The organism is Allobosea sp., assembly GCF_035944895.1.
GTDB lineage: Bacteria > Pseudomonadota > Alphaproteobacteria > Rhizobiales > Beijerinckiaceae > Allobosea.
Map to the genome: position 1 here is coordinate 39,735 of NZ_DASZAT010000004.1, position 14,741 is coordinate 54,475.

Genomic DNA, 14,741 nt, shown 5'->3' on the forward strand with positions numbered 1-14,741 from the left:
CGCCGCCGGGATGACCGGCGGCGCACACTTTGAACGGCGGGGTCAGGCGGCGGCGTAGCCGACCGTGCCCTTGATCTCGAGGAACTCCTCGAGGCCAAAATCGGCGTATTCGCGGCCGTTGCCGGACTGCTTGTAGCCGCCGAAGGGCGCGCCGGCGTCCCAGGCCGGGTAGTTGATGTAGACATTGCCGGAACGCATCTGCGCCGCGACCTTGCGCGCCCGCTCCAGCGAGCCGGACTGGATGTAGGACGCCAGCCCATAGGGCGTATCGTTCGCCCGCGCGATCACCTCCGCCTCGCTCTCATAGGGCAGGATCGAGAGTACCGGGCCGAAGATCTCTTCCCGGGCGATCGTCATCTCGTCGGTGACGCCGCCGAAGATGGTCGGCCGGACATAGTAGCCGCGGTTGAGGTCCTCCGGCCGGCCGGGGCCGCCGGTGACCAGCGTCGCGCCTTCCTTGACGCCGCTCTCGATCAGGCGCTGGATCTTGTCGTACTGGATCTCGCTGACGACGGGGCCGAGGAAGACACTCTCCGCCGAGGGCGCACCGACCTTGAGCGGCTCGGCGGTGGCCTTGGCGATGGCGAGCGCGTCCTCATGCAATTGGGCCGGCACGAACATCCGGGTCGGTGCGTTGCAGGACTGGCCGGAATTGCGCATCACGCTCTCGACGCCGAGCTTCACCGCCTTCTTCAGATCGACGTCATCGAGCAGGATGTTGGCCGACTTGCCGCCGAGTTCCTGATGGACGCGCTTGACCGTGTCGGCCGCCGCCTTGGCGACGAGGATGCCGGCGCGGGTCGAGCCGGTGAAGGAGACCATGTCGACGCCGGGATGGCGGGCGATAGCCTCGCCGACTGTCGGCCCATCGCCGTTGACGAGGTTGAACACGCCCTTGGGCACGCCGGCCTCGTGCATCGCCTCGGCGAAGATGATGGCGTTGAGCGGGGCGATCTCGGAGGGCTTCAGCACCATAGTGCAGCCGGCGGCGAGCGCGGGCGCGACCTTGCACATGATCTGGTTGATCGGCCAGTTCCACGGCGTGATCATGCCGACGACGCCGATCGCTTCCTTCGAGATCAGGGTCGAGCCGCGCAGCTCTTCGAACTCGAAATTCTCCAGCGTCTCGATCATCTTGGAGAGATGCGCCGTGCCCATTCCGGCCTGCGCCCGGTGGGCGAGCTCCTTCGGCGCGCCCATCTCGCGTGACAAGGTATCGGCCACCTCCGCGTAGCGGGCCTTGTAGGCCTCGAGCAGGCGGCGCATCAGCGCCAGGCGCTCTTCCTTGGAGGTCGCGGCGAAGGCGGGGAAGGCGGCGCGCGCCGCCGCCACGGCCTTGTCGACATCCGCCTGGCTGCCGAGCGCGATCTGGGCGAACGCCTCCTCGGTCGAGGGATCGATCACGTCCAGCGTCTTCAGCCCGCCGGCGGGATCGACCCAGGCGCCATCGATGTAGAATTGCAGGGCATGGGACATCGGCTTCTCCTCGCAGGCTGCGAACGACCGCGCCGCATGCGGGTGGTCACCGACCCGCCATGCCGCGATCGCTATGTTGAGATGGATACAGCGTAGCAGGGCAGGGCTGCGGCTGTCACCGCGCGGCCGACGAATAGGGGGATTGCCGGGCGCGGGGAGGTGGCGAGATAAATGCCCATAGATCAGGGAGCGGTCTTCACCTCCTGCTTGTCGGTCCATTCGGGCGGCGCACCGAAATGGCCGCCGATCACGCCCTTCAGGCCCGGCGCCCTGCCATAGGCCTCGCAGGCCGGGTATTTGTGCTCGCCGCCGAACCAGGACTTGACGCTCTGGCGAGAGGGCAGGGAGAGGTCGATCCCGTCCTTCTCCTCGCCTTCCACCAGGATCTGCGAGAACTCGCTGCCGAATTTCGTGGCCAGGCCATAGGCATCGGCGACTTCGGACACCAACGGCGAGTTCTGGATCGAATTGGCGCCGCGCCCCCAGACCATTGCCGCTCGCTGAACCCCCTTGCGGTCGACCGCCTCCGCTTCGACTGACAATCCGCCCAGCCCGACCGGAAGACGCGGAATGCTCACCGGCAAGACGAAACCGCTACCCAGCGTCACCGCGGTCGAGACGCCCGCCATCGTCTTGTCGGTCAGCACGATGTCGGTGATCACTGCCCGCACGGTCAGGTCGGCCGGCTGTGTCGGTGGCACCATCTCGTATTTGTCGCTCAGCGCGATGCAGAGCTCCCGGTCGAGCACATTGGTGACCAGAGTCCGCTCCGCCGGCGTTTTCACCGCTTGGCGGGCGCTCGCGGAAAAGCTCGTCGGCACGATCCGGGCCGTCTTCGCGCCGACGAGGGCCAGCCCGTCGACATAGGTCCGGGATTTGGACAGCTTGCCCTTCTCCTCGCCGAGATTTCCGTAGGTCGAGAGGGTGCCGGCCGGTTTGGGCGGGACGGACGCACAGCCGGCAGCGGCCAGTGCCAACGATAAGGATAGGCAAGGGCCTCCGTAACCCAGAAGCGCCGAGCGCCATGTCGGGCTCTGCAGCAGAACAGTCGGCAAATAGCTTATCACGGTCTTCGACCTCGCCGCCGATATCGGTGGCGGCGAAGTTGGGGACGTGGCGTTGCCGCAGTATTGCGCTGCTATGGGCTACCGGTGCGATCCTGAAGGCTGAGCGTGGTGATCACTCGTGCCGATCCATCGCTGTCTGATGCTTGGTATCGCGCATGGTCGAATAGACCAGGAGCGAGATGAAGATCACGCCTGAGAGGTAGTAGTAGAACCACTGCTCGTGGCCCTGCTGCTTGAAGAACAGGGCGATCGCCGGGGCGGTGCCGCCGAAGATCGAGACGGTCAGCGCATAGGGCACGGCGACGCCGGTGGCGCGGATCGAGGTCGGGAACAGTTCCGCCTTCACCACCGCATTGATCGAGGTGTAGCCGGCGACGAAGAGCCAGGCGCCTGAGATCAGCAGGAACGCGACCCAGGGCGACTTGGTCTGCGCCAGCGTCGTCAGGATCGGCACGGTCAGCAGCGTCCCTGCGACGCCGAAGAAGATCAGCAGCGGCTTGCGGCCGATCCGGTCGGACAGCATGCCGTAGAGCGGCTGCAGGATCGAGGCGAAGATCAGCGATCCTGCGATCACATAGGTGGTGGTGATGTCGGTGAGGCCGACGGTCTGTTTCACGAAGGTCTGCATGTAGGTGGTGAAGGTGTAGAAGGCGGCGGTGCCGCCGGCGGTCAGCCCGACCACGATCGCGACTTCGCGCGGGTATTTCAGCAGGCCGCGCAGCGAGCTCTCTTTCTTCTTGGTCTTGCTGGCCTCGGCAAAGGCTTCCGTCTCGTGCATGTGCCGGCGCATGAACATGGCGGTCACCGCCAGCATCGCGCCGATCACGAAGGGTATGCGCCAGCCCCAGTCGACCAGTTGCTCATGGGTCAGGAAGACGTTCTGCAGGAGCAGCAGCACCAGGATGGCGGTGAGCTGCCCGCCGATCAGCGTCACGTATTGGAAGCTCGAATAGAAGCCGCGATGGTCGGGGTGGGCGATCTCGGTCAGGTAGGTCGCGCTCGCCCCGTATTCGCCGCCGAGGCTGAGGCCCTCGATGATCCGCGCCAGCGCCAGCAGCACCGGCGCGGCGAAGCCGATCGTCTCATAGGTCGGCGTCAGCGCGATGATCAGCGAGCCGAAGCACATCATCAGCACCGAGACTGTCAATGACAGCCGTCGTCCGTAGCGGTCGGCGATATGGCCGAACAGCCAGCCGCCAATGGGGCGCACGATGAAGCCGGCGGCGAACAGCGTCGCAGCGTTGAGTTGCACCACCACGGGATCATGCGAGGGGAAGAATTTCGGCGCGAAATAGAGTGCGAAGGCGGTGTAGGCGTAGAAGTCGTACCACTCGACGAGGTTGCCCACCGAGCCGATGAAGATCGCCTTCAAGCGTCGCGCCGTATCGGCGACGTCGAGGCCCTGCGATGGGGCAGGCGTGGCGATTGCTGGATCGGACATGTGGCTCGCTCCGCGTTCTGAAAGGCGGCGCGAGCAGCAGCGGGCGCCGGCAGCAATACGTTGGTCTACGCCTTGCGCTCTACGCCAGTCAGCGAGGAGAGATTTGGTCTGAGTTGCTTCTGGCGCATGGCGTGGGCGGGAACTTTATGGCCGCGGGCATAGAGATGTCGGCAATGAGGGCGGTGGTCTGCGGCGACGACAGATCAATGGCCGCTGATCGGAGCCCGCATTGACGCGCGCGGAAGCGTCCGGCAATCACCCGAGCCCATAAGATCGGTCTCCGCGATGCCTGCCTATTCTCTTGCGATCTTCGACTATGACGGAACGCTGGCCGACAGCTTTCCGTGGTTCTGTTCGGTGCTCAACCAGACCGCACGGCAGTTCGGCTTCCGCGAGGTTACAGAGGGCGAGGCTGACGAGCTTCGCGGGCTCGATTCGCGCCAGATCATTGCCCGCCTCGGCGTTCCCCAGTGGAAGATGCCGGCAATCGCGATGCATATGCGCAAGCTGAGTGCCGAAGCCGGGGATGCGGTGGCGCTCTTCCCGGGGGCCGAGTCGATGCTCGCGCGCCTGGCCGCGAGCAATGTCACGATCGCCATCGCCAGCTCGAATAGCGAAGCTGTCATTCGCCGTACGCTCGGCCGGGCCTCGGCTCATGTGAGCCATTTCGGCTGCGGTGCGTCGCTCTGGGGCAAGAGCGCCAAGTTCAAGGCCGTTATCCGGCAGGCCGGAGTTCACCGGCGGCAGGTGATCGCGATCGGAGATGAAATTCGCGACATCGATGCGGCACGGCGAGCCGGCATCGCCTCCGGGGCAGTGACCTTCGGTTACAACACCGGGGCATCCTTGCGAGCCTGCGGGCCAGACCTGATCTTCGACGACTATGGGCAGTTGCTGGCGAAGTTGACGGCTTGATTTGGGGCGATCACGGCCGCGCCGTCGCCCCGGCGCCGAGATTGGGCGCGAGGTTCGGCGCGACGATCCGCACGGTGCGGCGCTCGCCGGTGACGCTCTTGCTCTCGCGCTTCAGCCCGTCGCCCTGTTGCAAGGTCTTCTCGCCGTCGATGCGCTGCGGGCCGACGCCGGCGGATTCGGTGCTGGCGGTCGGGACATTGGAGTCCGAAGCCGGCTCGTCGCCGGGGGCGGCCTGGAGCGTGGTCGGCGCCGGGGTTGGCGGCGTGTTCGGCTTGGCTTCCGCCGTATTGGCGGCAGCGCCCTTCTTGCCGCGTTGCGGCTGCTCGGGCTTTGGCCGTGACATTTCCTGCGAGCGCTGCTCGGTGACGATTATGTCGCCCTTGCGCTGCTCGAGCATCTGCTCGGCGTTCTGCAGGGTCTGGGCCCAGCTTTGCCCCTGGGCCCGGCAGGTGCAGGAGGCGTCGAAGCTGCGGGTGTATTTCAGCGCGTTCGGCAGGGACGAATAGGGCTGCCCGGTGCTGCGCGCCACCGCGTTCTGGATGTCGCCGCCGGTGCTCATGCCATAGGCCAGCGTCTCGGTACCCGGGCAGAGCGACTGGCACATCTCGTCCTGGCTCTCGCGGCCGCCCGGGCTGTTGGCGAGCGGGAAGAAGTAGCCGTCACAGCTGCGCACGCAGACCGAATAAGGCCCGCCCTGACGTGCTCCCCCCTCGGTCGGCTCGCGCGGCTCGTCGGGGTCGAGCTCGGGCAAGGTGGAATCGATCTCGCCGCGGCGCGGCTCGATGCCGAAGATCGTCTCGAAGAAGCCGCGCGGCTGGGCGCGGCAGTTGTTGTTGATCAGCGCGGCAAGCTGGGCGCGGCGCTGCTCGATGCCGCCGCCCTGGGCCTGCTGCTGGAGCTGCGCATATTGCGACTGGAGCGCGCCCAGCTGGGCGCGGATGCCGCCGCATTGCGGTGGAGGGGCGTCGCCGAAGAACAGGAAGCCGCCGCGATCGCAGCCCATGGCCCGGTACTGGTTGGAGAGCTGCGCCAGCTGGCCGGCAACGCGCTGCGCCGCCTGGGCGGCGCGAGCATCGCCGCCGCGCTGACCCTGCAGGCTGGAGAGCTCGGCGCGCCAGTTGTCGCAAGCCGGCGACTGCGCCACGGCTGCGCTCGTCAGCGCGGCGAAAGCCAGCGCCGGAGCGAATGCGCGTCGGAGCGAAGCGAAAATCATCGAAGGCAGAGTGCTATCCCTGTGACTCGTCCGGTGCCGGCAGTGACTGCCCGCACCGGAGAAGCACATGCCAGAAACGCGACGGAACTAAGGAGGCGCGTTGCAACCGGGCCGAAACGGCGATTCGACGCACCGTCTATTCGCCCAAGCGCATCGCATATCGCGTCCGCTGCGGCAAATCGGCGGCCGGATCACGGTTTCGAGATCAGGCTTCCTCTGTCTGATAGGCGCCGGCGAGATGGCGTCCGCGCTCGGTCAGCACCGCCAGCACGCGCTCGAAGACGCGCAGCTCATCGGCTGAGATCCCCTCGATCCAGCGTTCCTCGAAAGCCAGCGCCAGCGGCACGATCTGGGCGTAGATGCGCTGGCCGGCGGCCGTGAGGGCGATGAAGGCCTCGCGCCGGTCGGCCCGGTTCTCGCTGCGCGTCACCAATCCGCGCTTGTCGAGCTCGGAGACCGCCCGCGAGACCTTGGTCTTGTGCATTTGCGAGAGCTCGCCGATGTCGCGCGAGGTCAATTGCCCGAACTCGCCGAGCTGCGCGATCACCCGCCATTCCGGGATGCCGATGCCGAAGCGCGTGCCGTAGACCCGGCCGAGCGCCCGACTGGCGAAAAAGCCGACGACATTGAGCCGATAAGGCAGGAACTGCTCGAGATGCAGGGCGCGTTCGGCGGGCTTTTGCTTCGTTGACATTAGTTGCACATGTAACTAACTGGAGTGAAAGAAAGCCGCAGAGGCTGCGGCGCGATCATTACCGAACGGCAGCGCCTGTCAAAGCGGCCGCCATGGGAGGAACAACGATGAGCTTGCAGGCCGCGGTTCGTCCAGGTTTCTGCCGGTGGATCGGGATTGCGCCTGCCCATGCGTGAAGCGGGCGTCTCCCGGCGGGACCATCGGCCCCGGAAGCGCGCTGCCGGCGCGCTCCGGAGCGATGGCTGTCGGTCAGCGCGAACGCAGCCGGTTCATGAAGGCGTCGTAGGAGAGTTCCGCGACCTGCCACCAGAGCAGGTTCTCGCCGCGGAACGCGACCATCGACTCATAGCCCTTCTTGAAGACTTCGCTCTTGGCCGAGGTCTCGGCATAGTACTCCTCGGCCGCCTTGAGCGAGGCTTCCATGATCGGCTGCGGGAAGGCCTTGAGCTGCGCGCCCTGGGCGATCAGCTTGCGCAGGCCGCCCGGATTCACGAAGTCGTACTTCGCCAGCATCCAGTTGTTGGCGGCTTCGCAGGCGTTCTGCACGATCGCCTGATAGTGCTTGGGCAGCTTGTTCCACTGCTCCTGGTTGATGACGAGGTGCAGCATGGCGCCGCCCTCCCACCAGCCGGGATAGTAGTAATAGGGCGCGACCTTCACGAAGCCGAGCTTCTCGTCGTCATAGGGGCCGACGAACTCGGCGGCATCGATCGTGCCGCGCTCCAGCGCCGGGTAGACGTCTCCGGGCGCGATCTGCGTCGGCACGACGCCGAGCTTGGCCAGCACCGAGCCGCCCATGCCGCCGATGCGGAACTTCAGGCCCTTGAGGTCCTCGACGCCCTTCAGTTCCTTGCGGAAGAAGCCGCCCATCTGGCAGCCGGAATTGCCGCAGGGGATCGAGTAGGCGTTGAACTTGGCCAGCGCGCCGTTGATGATCTGCTCGCCGCCGCCGAAATACCACCAGCTGTGCTGCTGGCGGGCGTTGAGGCCGAAGGGAATGCCGGTGCCGAGGCCGAGCGCCGGCTCCTTGCCGATATAGAAATAGGTCGGCGTATGCGCGCATTCGACCGTGCCGGAGGTGACGGCGTCGAGCGCCTGCAGGCCGGGCACGATCTCGCCGGCCGAGAAGGTCTGGATCTGGAACTTGCCGTCGGTCGCCTCGCCCATGAACTTCGCGAACTGCTGGGCGGTGCCGTAGATCGTGTCGAGCTGCTTGGGGAAGCTCGAGGTCAGGCGCCACTTTATCTCAGGCATCGATTGCGCGATCGCCGGCATCGCGATCGGCGCGGCGGCCGCGGCGAGCGCGCCCGTCTTCAAAAACATACGGCGTTGCATGGACTTTCCTCCCGAGGATCGGTTTGCTGCCATCATCACTGTTCGGCGAGGATTGAAAAGAGATGAAACTAGCATCCCTCATGCACGGCCGGGATGGCCGCCTCGTCATCGTCTCCGGCGATCTGACCCGCGCGACCGACGCCTTCCCGGTCGTCGCGACGCTGCAGGGGGCTCTCGACGACTGGGATCGCTGCGCGCCGCGCCTCGCCGATCTCGCCGAGAGCCTGGAGCACGGCTCGGTGCCGTTCTTCCGTTTCCACGAGCATGACTGCGCTTCGCCGCTGCCGCGTGCCTATCAGTGGGTCGACGGCTCGGCCTATGTGAACCATGTCGAGCTGGTCCGGAAGGCAAGGGGCGCGCAGATGCCCGAGAGCTTCTGGACCGACCCGCTGATGTACCAGGGCGGCTCCGATTCCTTCCTCGGCCCGCGCGAGGCGGTGAAGCTCGCCAGCGAGGACTACGGCATCGATCTCGAAGCGGAGATCGCGGTCGTCACCGGCGACGTGCCGATGGGCGTCACGCCGGAGGAGGCGAGGGGCCTCATCCGCCTCGTCATGCTCGTCAATGACGTGAGCTTGCGGAATCTGATTCCGAACGAATTGGGCAAAGGCTTTGGTTTCCTTCAATCAAAGCCGTCCTCGGCCTTCTCGCCGGCGGCGGTCACGCCGGACGAGCTTGGCTCGGCCTGGAAGGATGGCAAGCTCAGCCTGCCATTGCTCGCCCAGGTCAACGGCAAGCCTTTCGGCAAGCCCGAGGCCGGTGTCGACATGACCTTCGATTTCGGTGTGCTGATCGCCCATGCGGCCAAGACCCGCCCGCTCGTCGCCGGCACCATCGTCGGCTCCGGCACGGTCTCGAACCGAGATGCCGATGGCGGGCCGGGCAAGCCGGTCGCGGAAGGCGGGCTCGGCTATGCATGCATCGCCGAGCAGCGCATGGTCGAGACCATACGGAACGGCGCGCCGAAGACGCCGTTCCTGCGCTTCGGCGACAGTGTCCGCATCGAGATGAAGGATGCTGCCGGCCATTCGATCTTCGGCGCGATCGAGCAGGACATCCTGCCGCATGCGGGATGAAGCCCGATCGTCATTCTCGGGCGAAGCGAAGCGCGGGCCCGAGAATCTTCTGAGGAGAAGGCGCTTTTCAGCGCCTTTCGCGGCCTGAGATGCTCGGGTCAAGCCCGAGCATGACGTCAGTATCGACACGTTTACGAGGTAGTTCCATGTCCTCCCCCGCTTTCGCCTCCACCGCCGATCTCGGCGAGAAGACCGTCTCCTTCGACGAGATCGGCAAGGGCGTCTACGCCTATACCGCCGAGGGCGACCCCAATAGCGGCATCGTCGTCGGCGACGACAGCGTGCTCGTCTTCGATGCGCAGGCGACGCCGACCATGGCCGAGCGTGTCATCGCGAGGGTTCGCGAGGTCACCGACAAGCCGGTCAGCCATGTCGTGCTTTCGCATTACCACGCGGTGCGCGTGCTCGGCGCGCCCGCCTATGGCGCGAAGGAGATCGTCTCGTCGGATGCGGCGCGGGCGATGATCGTCGAGCGCGGCGAGGAGGACAAGGCGAGCGAGATCGGCCGCTTTCCGCGGCTCTTTCAAGGTGCTGACTCGATCCGCCCCGGACTGACCTGGCCGACCACGACCTTCTCGCACAACGCCTCGATCTGGCTTGGCAAGCGCGAGGTCCGGCTGATGAAACTTGGCCGCGGGCATACCGCTGGCGACATCGTCGCCTGGATGCCCGACACCAATGTGATCTTCGCCGGCGACCTCGTCGAATATGGCGCGACGCCCTATTGCGGTGATGCCCATTTCACCGACTGGCCGACGACGCTCGATGCACTCGCCGCCTTCGCGCCGGCTGCGATGGTGCCGGGCCGCGGCGCCGCGCTGACCAATCGCGGCATGGTCGCCGATGGCATCAAGGGCACGCGCGCCTTCCTCTCCGACCTGTTCGAGGCGGTGAAGGGCCATGTCGCCGCCGGCCGCTCGCTACGCGAGACCTTCGAGCGCGTCCACGACACATTGAAGCCCTCCTATGGCGACTGGGTGATCTTCGAGCACTGCCTGCCCTTCAACGTCACCCGCGCCTATGACGAGGCCGGCGGCCTCGACCATCCGCGCATCTGGACCGACGAGCGCGACCGCCAGATGTGGCTGGACCTGCGGGGCTGAAGGCATCGTCGCATGCAGCCCTTCCGCCAGTTCGCCTATCGCCGGAGCGCCGATCAGGATGCCCCCAAACCCGCCCGGCACCCCGTCGTCATCGTCGGCGCCGGCCCGGTCGGGCTGACGCTGGCGCTCGATCTGGCGCGCCGGCAGGTCCCGGTCGTGCTGATCGACGATGCCGACCGGATCGGCGAGGGCTCGCGCGCCATCTGCTTCGCCAAGCGCACGCTCGAGATATTCGACCGGCTCGGGCTCGCCCAGGCGATGGTCGAGAAGGGCGTCACCTGGCAGAAGGGCCGGGTCTTCCGCGGTGAGGCCGAGCTCTACGCGTTCGACCTTCTGCCCGAGGGGGGTCACAAGCAGCCGGCCTTCATCAATCTCCAGCAATTCTATGTCGAGGCGGCGCTGGTCGAGGCTGTCCTGGCAGAGCCGCTGGTCGATCTGCGCTGGAGCAGTCGCCTGGCCGGGCTCGACAACCGCGCGGACGGTGCGACGCTCACCATCGCCACACCGGACGGGGACTATGCTCTCGAAACCGACTGGCTGATCGCCTGCGATGGCGCCCGCTCGCCGACGCGTGGCCTGCTCGGCCTGGAGTTCCGCGGCGAGGCCTTCGAGGACCGCTTCCTCATCGCCGATGTGAAGATGACCGCGCCGTTCCCGACCGAGCGCTGGTTCTGGTTCGATCCGCCCTTCCATTCCGGCCAGTCGGCGCTGCTGCACAAGCAGCCCGACGATATCTGGCGCATCGATCTCCAGCTCGGTCCCGATGCCGATCCGGACCATGAGAAGCAGCCGGAGATCGTGCGCCCCCGGATCGAGCGCATGCTCGGCCATGGCGACTTCGCGCTGGAATGGGTCTCGGTCTACCGTTTCCAGTGCCGCCGGCTCGACAGGTTTCTGCATGGCCGGGTGATCTTCGCCGGCGATGCTGCCCATCAGGTCTCGCCCTTCGGTGCCCGCGGCGCCAATTCCGGCATCCAGGACGCCGACAATCTCGGCTGGAAGCTGGCGCTGGTCGTGCAGGGCAAGAGCCCGGCTTCGCTGCTCGACAGCTATGACAGCGAGCGTGTCGCAGCCGCAGACGAGAATATCCTGAACTCGACGCGGGCGACCGATTTCATCGCGCCGCGCTCGCCGGGCGAGCGCCTCTTGCGCGAGGCGGCACTGTCGCTGGCGCCGCTGACCGGCTTCGCCAAGCGCTTCGTCAATTCCGGTCGGCTGTCGCTGCCCTCGGCCTATGCCGGCTCGACGTTGTCGGGCGAGGATGAAGGCTGGGAGGGCGGCCTGCCGCCCGGCACGCCCTTTCTCGACGCGCCGCTGGCCGGTGCTTCTCACGCCTGGCTGAGCGAGGCCTTCTCGATGGGGCAGGCGATCCTGCTCGGCGATGGCGCAGCCGATATTGCCCCTGCTGGCGTGCTGGCCATCGAGCCGGCGGCGGGCGATGGGACATTGCGCCAGCGCTATGCCTTGGAAGGCGGCGCAGCCGTGCTGCTGCGGCCGGACGGACATGTCGCCGCCCGGTTCCGGAAGCCGAATCGGGCGGCGATTGATGCTGCGATCGCGCGGATGGAGGGCAGGGGATGAATGCAGTGGCTACCACGTCGCCTGCGGGCAAGCTCGCGCGCGAATCGCGCTTCGCCGATCCCGACGCCGCCTTCCGCCTGCTCGCCCAGGCGCATCGTGATCTCGGCGAGCGGGCGAGCGCCGCATTCAATACCCGCCTCGTCCTGATCCTCGCCAACCAGATCGGCGACGAAGAGGTGCTGCGCGAAGCCGTGGCGTTGGCGCGCGAGGCGAGCTAGGTTCGGCTCACGACATTCTGGAGCCGTGAGCCTGATGGAAGATCTGCCGACCTTCTACTCCACCTTGATCCCGCTCGGTTTCTTCTTCTGGGGGCCGGCGCTGGTGGTGCTGACGCTGCTGCTCTCCTGGCTCTGGGCACGTAGCCTCAAGGTCGACCGGGCCTTGGAGAGTGATTTTGACGGCTTCACCAAGGCGGATGTCGAGAAGCTGTTCTCGCTCTATGGCCCCGAGCGCCGGGCGATCTACCGCAACAAGCTGCTGCCGGCCGATCTCGCCTTCGCGCTGGTTTATACGGTCGTCGGAGCGCTGATCGTCACCGGCCTGTCGATGCGCGGCTATCCCTGGTGGGTGGCGGCCCTGTGCGGCGGCGGCTGGCTCTTCGGCGGGCTTTGCGACATCGTCGAAAACCTCGCCATCGCGCGTCTCCTCGATCGTTTCCCGACCCTCGACGACGGCACCGTCGCCATCGCCAGCGGCTTCACCCGGCTGAAGCTCGTCCTGACCGGGCTCGGCTTCATTGGCGCGATCGCGGCCTATTATCTGGCGTTCAAGCCGATCGTGGGCTGAACGCGCGGCTGGCACGCAGTCACCGTCTGGCGGAAGCAGGCGGCCGGGACCGGCGGGTAGCCGATCGTCACTGAATCACGGGTGGTGTCGCTTTCGAAACCCAGTCTCTCGGCGAGGCGCAGCGATGCCGCATTCTCCGGATGCGTCACAATCGCGATCGCCGGCAAGCCCAGCGCATCGAAGCCGTGCCGCACCAATCGCCCCGACGCTTCGGAGGCATAACCCTGTCTCCAGTGCCTGACGGCGAAGCGATAGCTGAGCTCGGCGGTTCCAGCCTCTAGCTCGGCGCGCCACGGGATCAGCCCGACATAGCCGAGCGGCTCGCTTTCATCGGTGCGGGCGAACACCGTCCAGTAGCCGAGCCCGCGTGCGACATGCAGGAAGCTGCGCGCCGCAACGCCCTCGCGCCCCATCGCCGGGTCGCCCACCGCCGCGATATGGCGCATCACCTCCTGATCGGTATTGAGTGCCGCGACGAAGTCGAGATCGGCTTCGGTCCGCGGCTTCAGCAGAAGGCGCTCGGTCTCCAGCACCGGCAGCATGGTCGTCGCCCTGTCGTATCGTTCGAGGATTGCTCGTGCCTGCACTGGTGCGGGCGCGCGGGCCATCCCATATCGTGCCGGCTGTCCCTCGGGAACGCTCTGGGAGAATCTGTATGAGCTTTCGTCGTTGTCTTCTCGCCGCCTCGGCGGTGCTCGCGCTCGCTGGCGTCGCTGTACCGGCCACAGCGCAGGAGGACCTGATCTTCAAGAAATCGACGGTCTGGAAGATGCTGACCCCGGACGACAAGCTCGCTGTCTACGGCGTCGACGATCCCGTGGTCGAGGGCGTCGCCTGCCACTATACCGTACCCGAGAAGGGCGGGGTCTCCGGCATGTTCGGCGTCGCCGAGGAGGTTTCCGACGTTTCGCTCGCCTGCCGGCAGATCGGCCCGATCCGCTTCAAGGAAAAGGCCTCGCAGGGCGATGTCGTCTTTCGCGAGCGCCGCTCGCTGATCTGGAAGAAGATGCAGATCGTGCGTGGCTGCGACGCCAAGCGCAACGTCCTGATCTACATGGTCTACACCGACAAGCTGATCGACGGCTCGCCGCAGAACTCGACATCGAGCGTGCCGATCATGCCCTGGGGCACAAGCGGCGACGTACCCAAATGCTCGGAATGGGTGAGGTGAGGGGCGCCCAGGGCGCCCGCTCCTAGCGGAGCGTGTAGCTGCCCGTGTAGTTGCAGTTCGCGCCGTGGAACGGCGTGCAGGAGCCGCTCTCCGTCACCGTGAGAACGCGGCCCTTGCGGCGAATCTCGAGACGGCAGATCTCGCCATACTCCATGGCTTCGGCCACGAGCCGGTCGCCTTGCGCGCGGCCGCGGGCGGAGATGACGCCGACGCAGCTCCGGCTCCCGATCTCGGCATCGACCTTGAGCATGCCGGCGCCGGCTGGGCGGATCGTCATGCTGCCGCCGAGCATCCGGTAGCGGCCCTCGAAGGCCTCGGCGGGCAGGAGTGTCGCCAGCGCGAGGATTGCAGCGAGAGCTGGACGAACCATGATCGGCGACCCTCCTGTTCAGCCGCGCCAGAATTTGCGGCTGCCGTAAGGTAGGGCCTGCGTCGATCCGGCGAAAACTCGCCCGTCGGGATTAACCCCCGCAGGTGATCGTCAGCGGCAATTCGGTTTGCGCCACGTTCGCCGGGCGCGGGGTCGAGCCGGTGATGTCCTCGCGGGCGGCGACGCCATAGGCAGTGGCGGTCCGATGACCCTGCGATTCGCACCAGGCGTCGGCGACGATCTGGCCGCATTCCGACTTGCTGGAAATGCAGTCGGCGACACCGTAGCCGTCTCCGGCCGGGATCAGATAGGTGCGCTCGGCCTTGGGGGCGGCGACTGTTCCCGTTGCGGGCAGCAAGGCCAGCGACATGCCGGCGCCGATGATTCCGAACAGCCCGACCAGAGCGACGGCGCGGCGCATGATGATGTCCCTGAGCTTCGACCGGTTTTGAACCTGCGACATCTCAAACTGGTTCCAATTGGTTAAGACCGCGTGAACCCGCGGCAATCTTC

The 14,741-nt window shown here is 66.5% G+C and carries 16 protein-coding genes; 7 read left to right on the forward strand and 9 right to left on the reverse strand.

All coding sequences use genetic code 11. The features are described 5' to 3' along the window. Nucleotides 1-42: 42 nt before the first annotated feature. The 3 genes from VGV58_RS01710 to VGV58_RS01720 form a co-directional block, all read right to left on the reverse strand. Nucleotides 43-1,476, reverse strand: a complete 1,434-nt coding sequence (locus tag VGV58_RS01710) for an aldehyde dehydrogenase family protein (RefSeq protein ID WP_326872234.1) — start codon at nucleotides 1,474-1,476, stop codon at nucleotides 43-45. A 182-nt stretch (nucleotides 1,477-1,658) separates the two neighbouring features. Beyond that, nucleotides 1,659-2,519, reverse strand: a complete 861-nt coding sequence (locus VGV58_RS01715) for a DUF3313 domain-containing protein (RefSeq protein WP_414643846.1) — start codon at nucleotides 2,517-2,519, stop codon at nucleotides 1,659-1,661. A 136-nt stretch (nucleotides 2,520-2,655) separates the two neighbouring features. After that, nucleotides 2,656-3,984, reverse strand: a complete 1,329-nt coding sequence (locus VGV58_RS01720; protein ID WP_326872235.1) for an MFS transporter — start codon at nucleotides 3,982-3,984, stop codon at nucleotides 2,656-2,658. A 285-nt stretch (nucleotides 3,985-4,269) separates the two neighbouring features. Between VGV58_RS01720 and VGV58_RS01725 the strand changes: the two genes are divergently transcribed. Beyond that, nucleotides 4,270-4,899, forward strand: a complete 630-nt coding sequence (locus VGV58_RS01725) for an HAD hydrolase-like protein (protein ID WP_326872236.1) — start codon at nucleotides 4,270-4,272, stop codon at nucleotides 4,897-4,899. Between the two features lie 10 nt (nucleotides 4,900-4,909). Here the strand turns inward: VGV58_RS01725 and VGV58_RS01730 are convergent, their stop codons facing one another. The 3 genes from VGV58_RS01730 to VGV58_RS01740 form a co-directional block, all read right to left on the reverse strand. Beyond that, a complete protein-coding gene (locus VGV58_RS01730) occupies nucleotides 4,910-6,043 on the reverse strand; it encodes a DUF2865 domain-containing protein (protein WP_326872237.1) in 1,134 nt (377 codons plus the stop codon). A 274-nt stretch (nucleotides 6,044-6,317) separates the two neighbouring features. Then, a complete protein-coding gene (locus VGV58_RS01735) occupies nucleotides 6,318-6,806 on the reverse strand; it encodes a MarR family winged helix-turn-helix transcriptional regulator (protein WP_326872238.1) in 489 nt (162 codons plus the stop codon). Between the two features lie 249 nt (nucleotides 6,807-7,055). Continuing rightward, nucleotides 7,056-8,141, reverse strand: a complete 1,086-nt coding sequence (locus tag VGV58_RS01740; protein WP_326872239.1) for a TRAP transporter substrate-binding protein — start codon at nucleotides 8,139-8,141, stop codon at nucleotides 7,056-7,058. A gap of 62 nt (nucleotides 8,142-8,203) precedes the next feature. Between VGV58_RS01740 and VGV58_RS01745 the strand changes: the two genes are divergently transcribed. The 5 genes from VGV58_RS01745 to VGV58_RS01765 all read left to right on the forward strand — a co-directional run bounded on the left by VGV58_RS01745 (nucleotide 8,204) and on the right by VGV58_RS01765 (nucleotide 12,687). Beyond that, nucleotides 8,204-9,217 (forward strand): fumarylacetoacetate hydrolase family protein, encoded by a 1,014-nt coding sequence (locus tag VGV58_RS01745; protein ID WP_326872240.1) that lies wholly within the window; start codon nucleotides 8,204-8,206, stop codon nucleotides 9,215-9,217. 146 nt (nucleotides 9,218-9,363) lie between these two features. After that, nucleotides 9,364-10,320 (forward strand): MBL fold metallo-hydrolase, encoded by a 957-nt coding sequence (locus tag VGV58_RS01750; RefSeq protein WP_326872241.1) that lies wholly within the window; start codon nucleotides 9,364-9,366, stop codon nucleotides 10,318-10,320. Nucleotides 10,321-10,332: 12 nt separating this feature from the next. After that, entirely contained in the window at nucleotides 10,333-11,901 is a 1,569-nt protein-coding gene (locus tag VGV58_RS01755; RefSeq protein ID WP_326872242.1) for an FAD-dependent oxidoreductase, read from the forward strand. Then, nucleotides 11,898-12,119 carry a DUF2783 domain-containing protein gene (locus tag VGV58_RS01760; protein WP_326872243.1) on the forward strand — a complete coding sequence of 74 codons (222 nt, stop codon included), beginning with the start codon at nucleotides 11,898-11,900 and terminating at the stop codon, nucleotides 12,117-12,119. The genes VGV58_RS01755 and VGV58_RS01760 overlap by 4 nt, the downstream gene beginning before the upstream one ends. A gap of 34 nt (nucleotides 12,120-12,153) precedes the next feature. Further along, complete coding sequence (locus VGV58_RS01765) at nucleotides 12,154-12,687, forward strand: hypothetical protein (RefSeq protein ID WP_326872244.1); 534 nt, start codon at nucleotides 12,154-12,156, stop codon at nucleotides 12,685-12,687. Here the strand turns inward: VGV58_RS01765 and VGV58_RS01770 are convergent. Continuing rightward, nucleotides 12,657-13,295 (reverse strand): GNAT family N-acetyltransferase, encoded by a 639-nt coding sequence (locus VGV58_RS01770; RefSeq protein ID WP_326872245.1) that lies wholly within the window; start codon nucleotides 13,293-13,295, stop codon nucleotides 12,657-12,659. The two genes, VGV58_RS01765 and VGV58_RS01770, sit on opposite strands and share 31 nt — an antisense overlap. 47 nt (nucleotides 13,296-13,342) lie before the next feature. Here VGV58_RS01770 and VGV58_RS01775 point away from each other — a divergent pair, with 47 nt between their 5' ends. Beyond that, nucleotides 13,343-13,858 (forward strand): CreA family protein, encoded by a 516-nt coding sequence (locus tag VGV58_RS01775; protein ID WP_326872246.1) that lies wholly within the window; start codon nucleotides 13,343-13,345, stop codon nucleotides 13,856-13,858. Nucleotides 13,859-13,880: 22 nt separating this feature from the next. Here VGV58_RS01775 and VGV58_RS01780 read toward each other — a convergent pair whose 3' ends face one another. Together VGV58_RS01780 and VGV58_RS01785 are read right to left on the reverse strand one after the other, a co-directional pair. Next, nucleotides 13,881-14,228, reverse strand: a complete 348-nt coding sequence (locus tag VGV58_RS01780) for a hypothetical protein (protein ID WP_326872247.1) — start codon at nucleotides 14,226-14,228, stop codon at nucleotides 13,881-13,883. Nucleotides 14,229-14,319: 91 nt separating this feature from the next. Further along, nucleotides 14,320-14,691, reverse strand: a complete 372-nt coding sequence (locus VGV58_RS01785; RefSeq protein WP_326872248.1) for a hypothetical protein — start codon at nucleotides 14,689-14,691, stop codon at nucleotides 14,320-14,322. Between the last annotated feature and the right edge of the window lie 50 nt (nucleotides 14,692-14,741).

Bases quoted from the DNA above. Each gene is read 5' to 3' on its own strand.
- VGV58_RS01710 (WP_326872234.1), bottom strand. From the start codon at position 1,476: ATGTCCCATGCCCTGCAATTCTACATCGATGGCGCCTGGGTCGATCCC.
- VGV58_RS01720 (WP_326872235.1), bottom strand. From the start codon at position 3,984: ATGTCCGATCCAGCAATCGCCACGCCTGCCCCATCGCAGGGCCTCGAC.
- VGV58_RS01725 (WP_326872236.1), top strand. From the start codon at position 4,270: ATGCCTGCCTATTCTCTTGCGATCTTCGACTATGACGGAACGCTGGCC.
- VGV58_RS01735 (WP_326872238.1), bottom strand. From the start codon at position 6,806: ATGTCAACGAAGCAAAAGCCCGCCGAACGCGCCCTGCATCTCGAGCAG.
- VGV58_RS01740 (WP_326872239.1), bottom strand. From the start codon at position 8,141: ATGCAACGCCGTATGTTTTTGAAGACGGGCGCGCTCGCCGCGGCCGCC.
- VGV58_RS01745 (WP_326872240.1), top strand. From the start codon at position 8,204: ATGAAACTAGCATCCCTCATGCACGGCCGGGATGGCCGCCTCGTCATC.
- VGV58_RS01750 (WP_326872241.1), top strand. From the start codon at position 9,364: ATGTCCTCCCCCGCTTTCGCCTCCACCGCCGATCTCGGCGAGAAGACC.
- VGV58_RS01755 (WP_326872242.1), top strand. From the start codon at position 10,333: ATGCAGCCCTTCCGCCAGTTCGCCTATCGCCGGAGCGCCGATCAGGAT.
- VGV58_RS01760 (WP_326872243.1), top strand. From the start codon at position 11,898: ATGAATGCAGTGGCTACCACGTCGCCTGCGGGCAAGCTCGCGCGCGAA.
- VGV58_RS01765 (WP_326872244.1), top strand. From the start codon at position 12,154: ATGGAAGATCTGCCGACCTTCTACTCCACCTTGATCCCGCTCGGTTTC.
- VGV58_RS01770 (WP_326872245.1), bottom strand. From the start codon at position 13,295: ATGGCCCGCGCGCCCGCACCAGTGCAGGCACGAGCAATCCTCGAACGA.
- VGV58_RS01775 (WP_326872246.1), top strand. From the start codon at position 13,343: ATGAGCTTTCGTCGTTGTCTTCTCGCCGCCTCGGCGGTGCTCGCGCTC.
- VGV58_RS01780 (WP_326872247.1), bottom strand. From the start codon at position 14,228: ATGGTTCGTCCAGCTCTCGCTGCAATCCTCGCGCTGGCGACACTCCTG.
- VGV58_RS01785 (WP_326872248.1), bottom strand. From the start codon at position 14,691: ATGTCGCAGGTTCAAAACCGGTCGAAGCTCAGGGACATCATCATGCGC.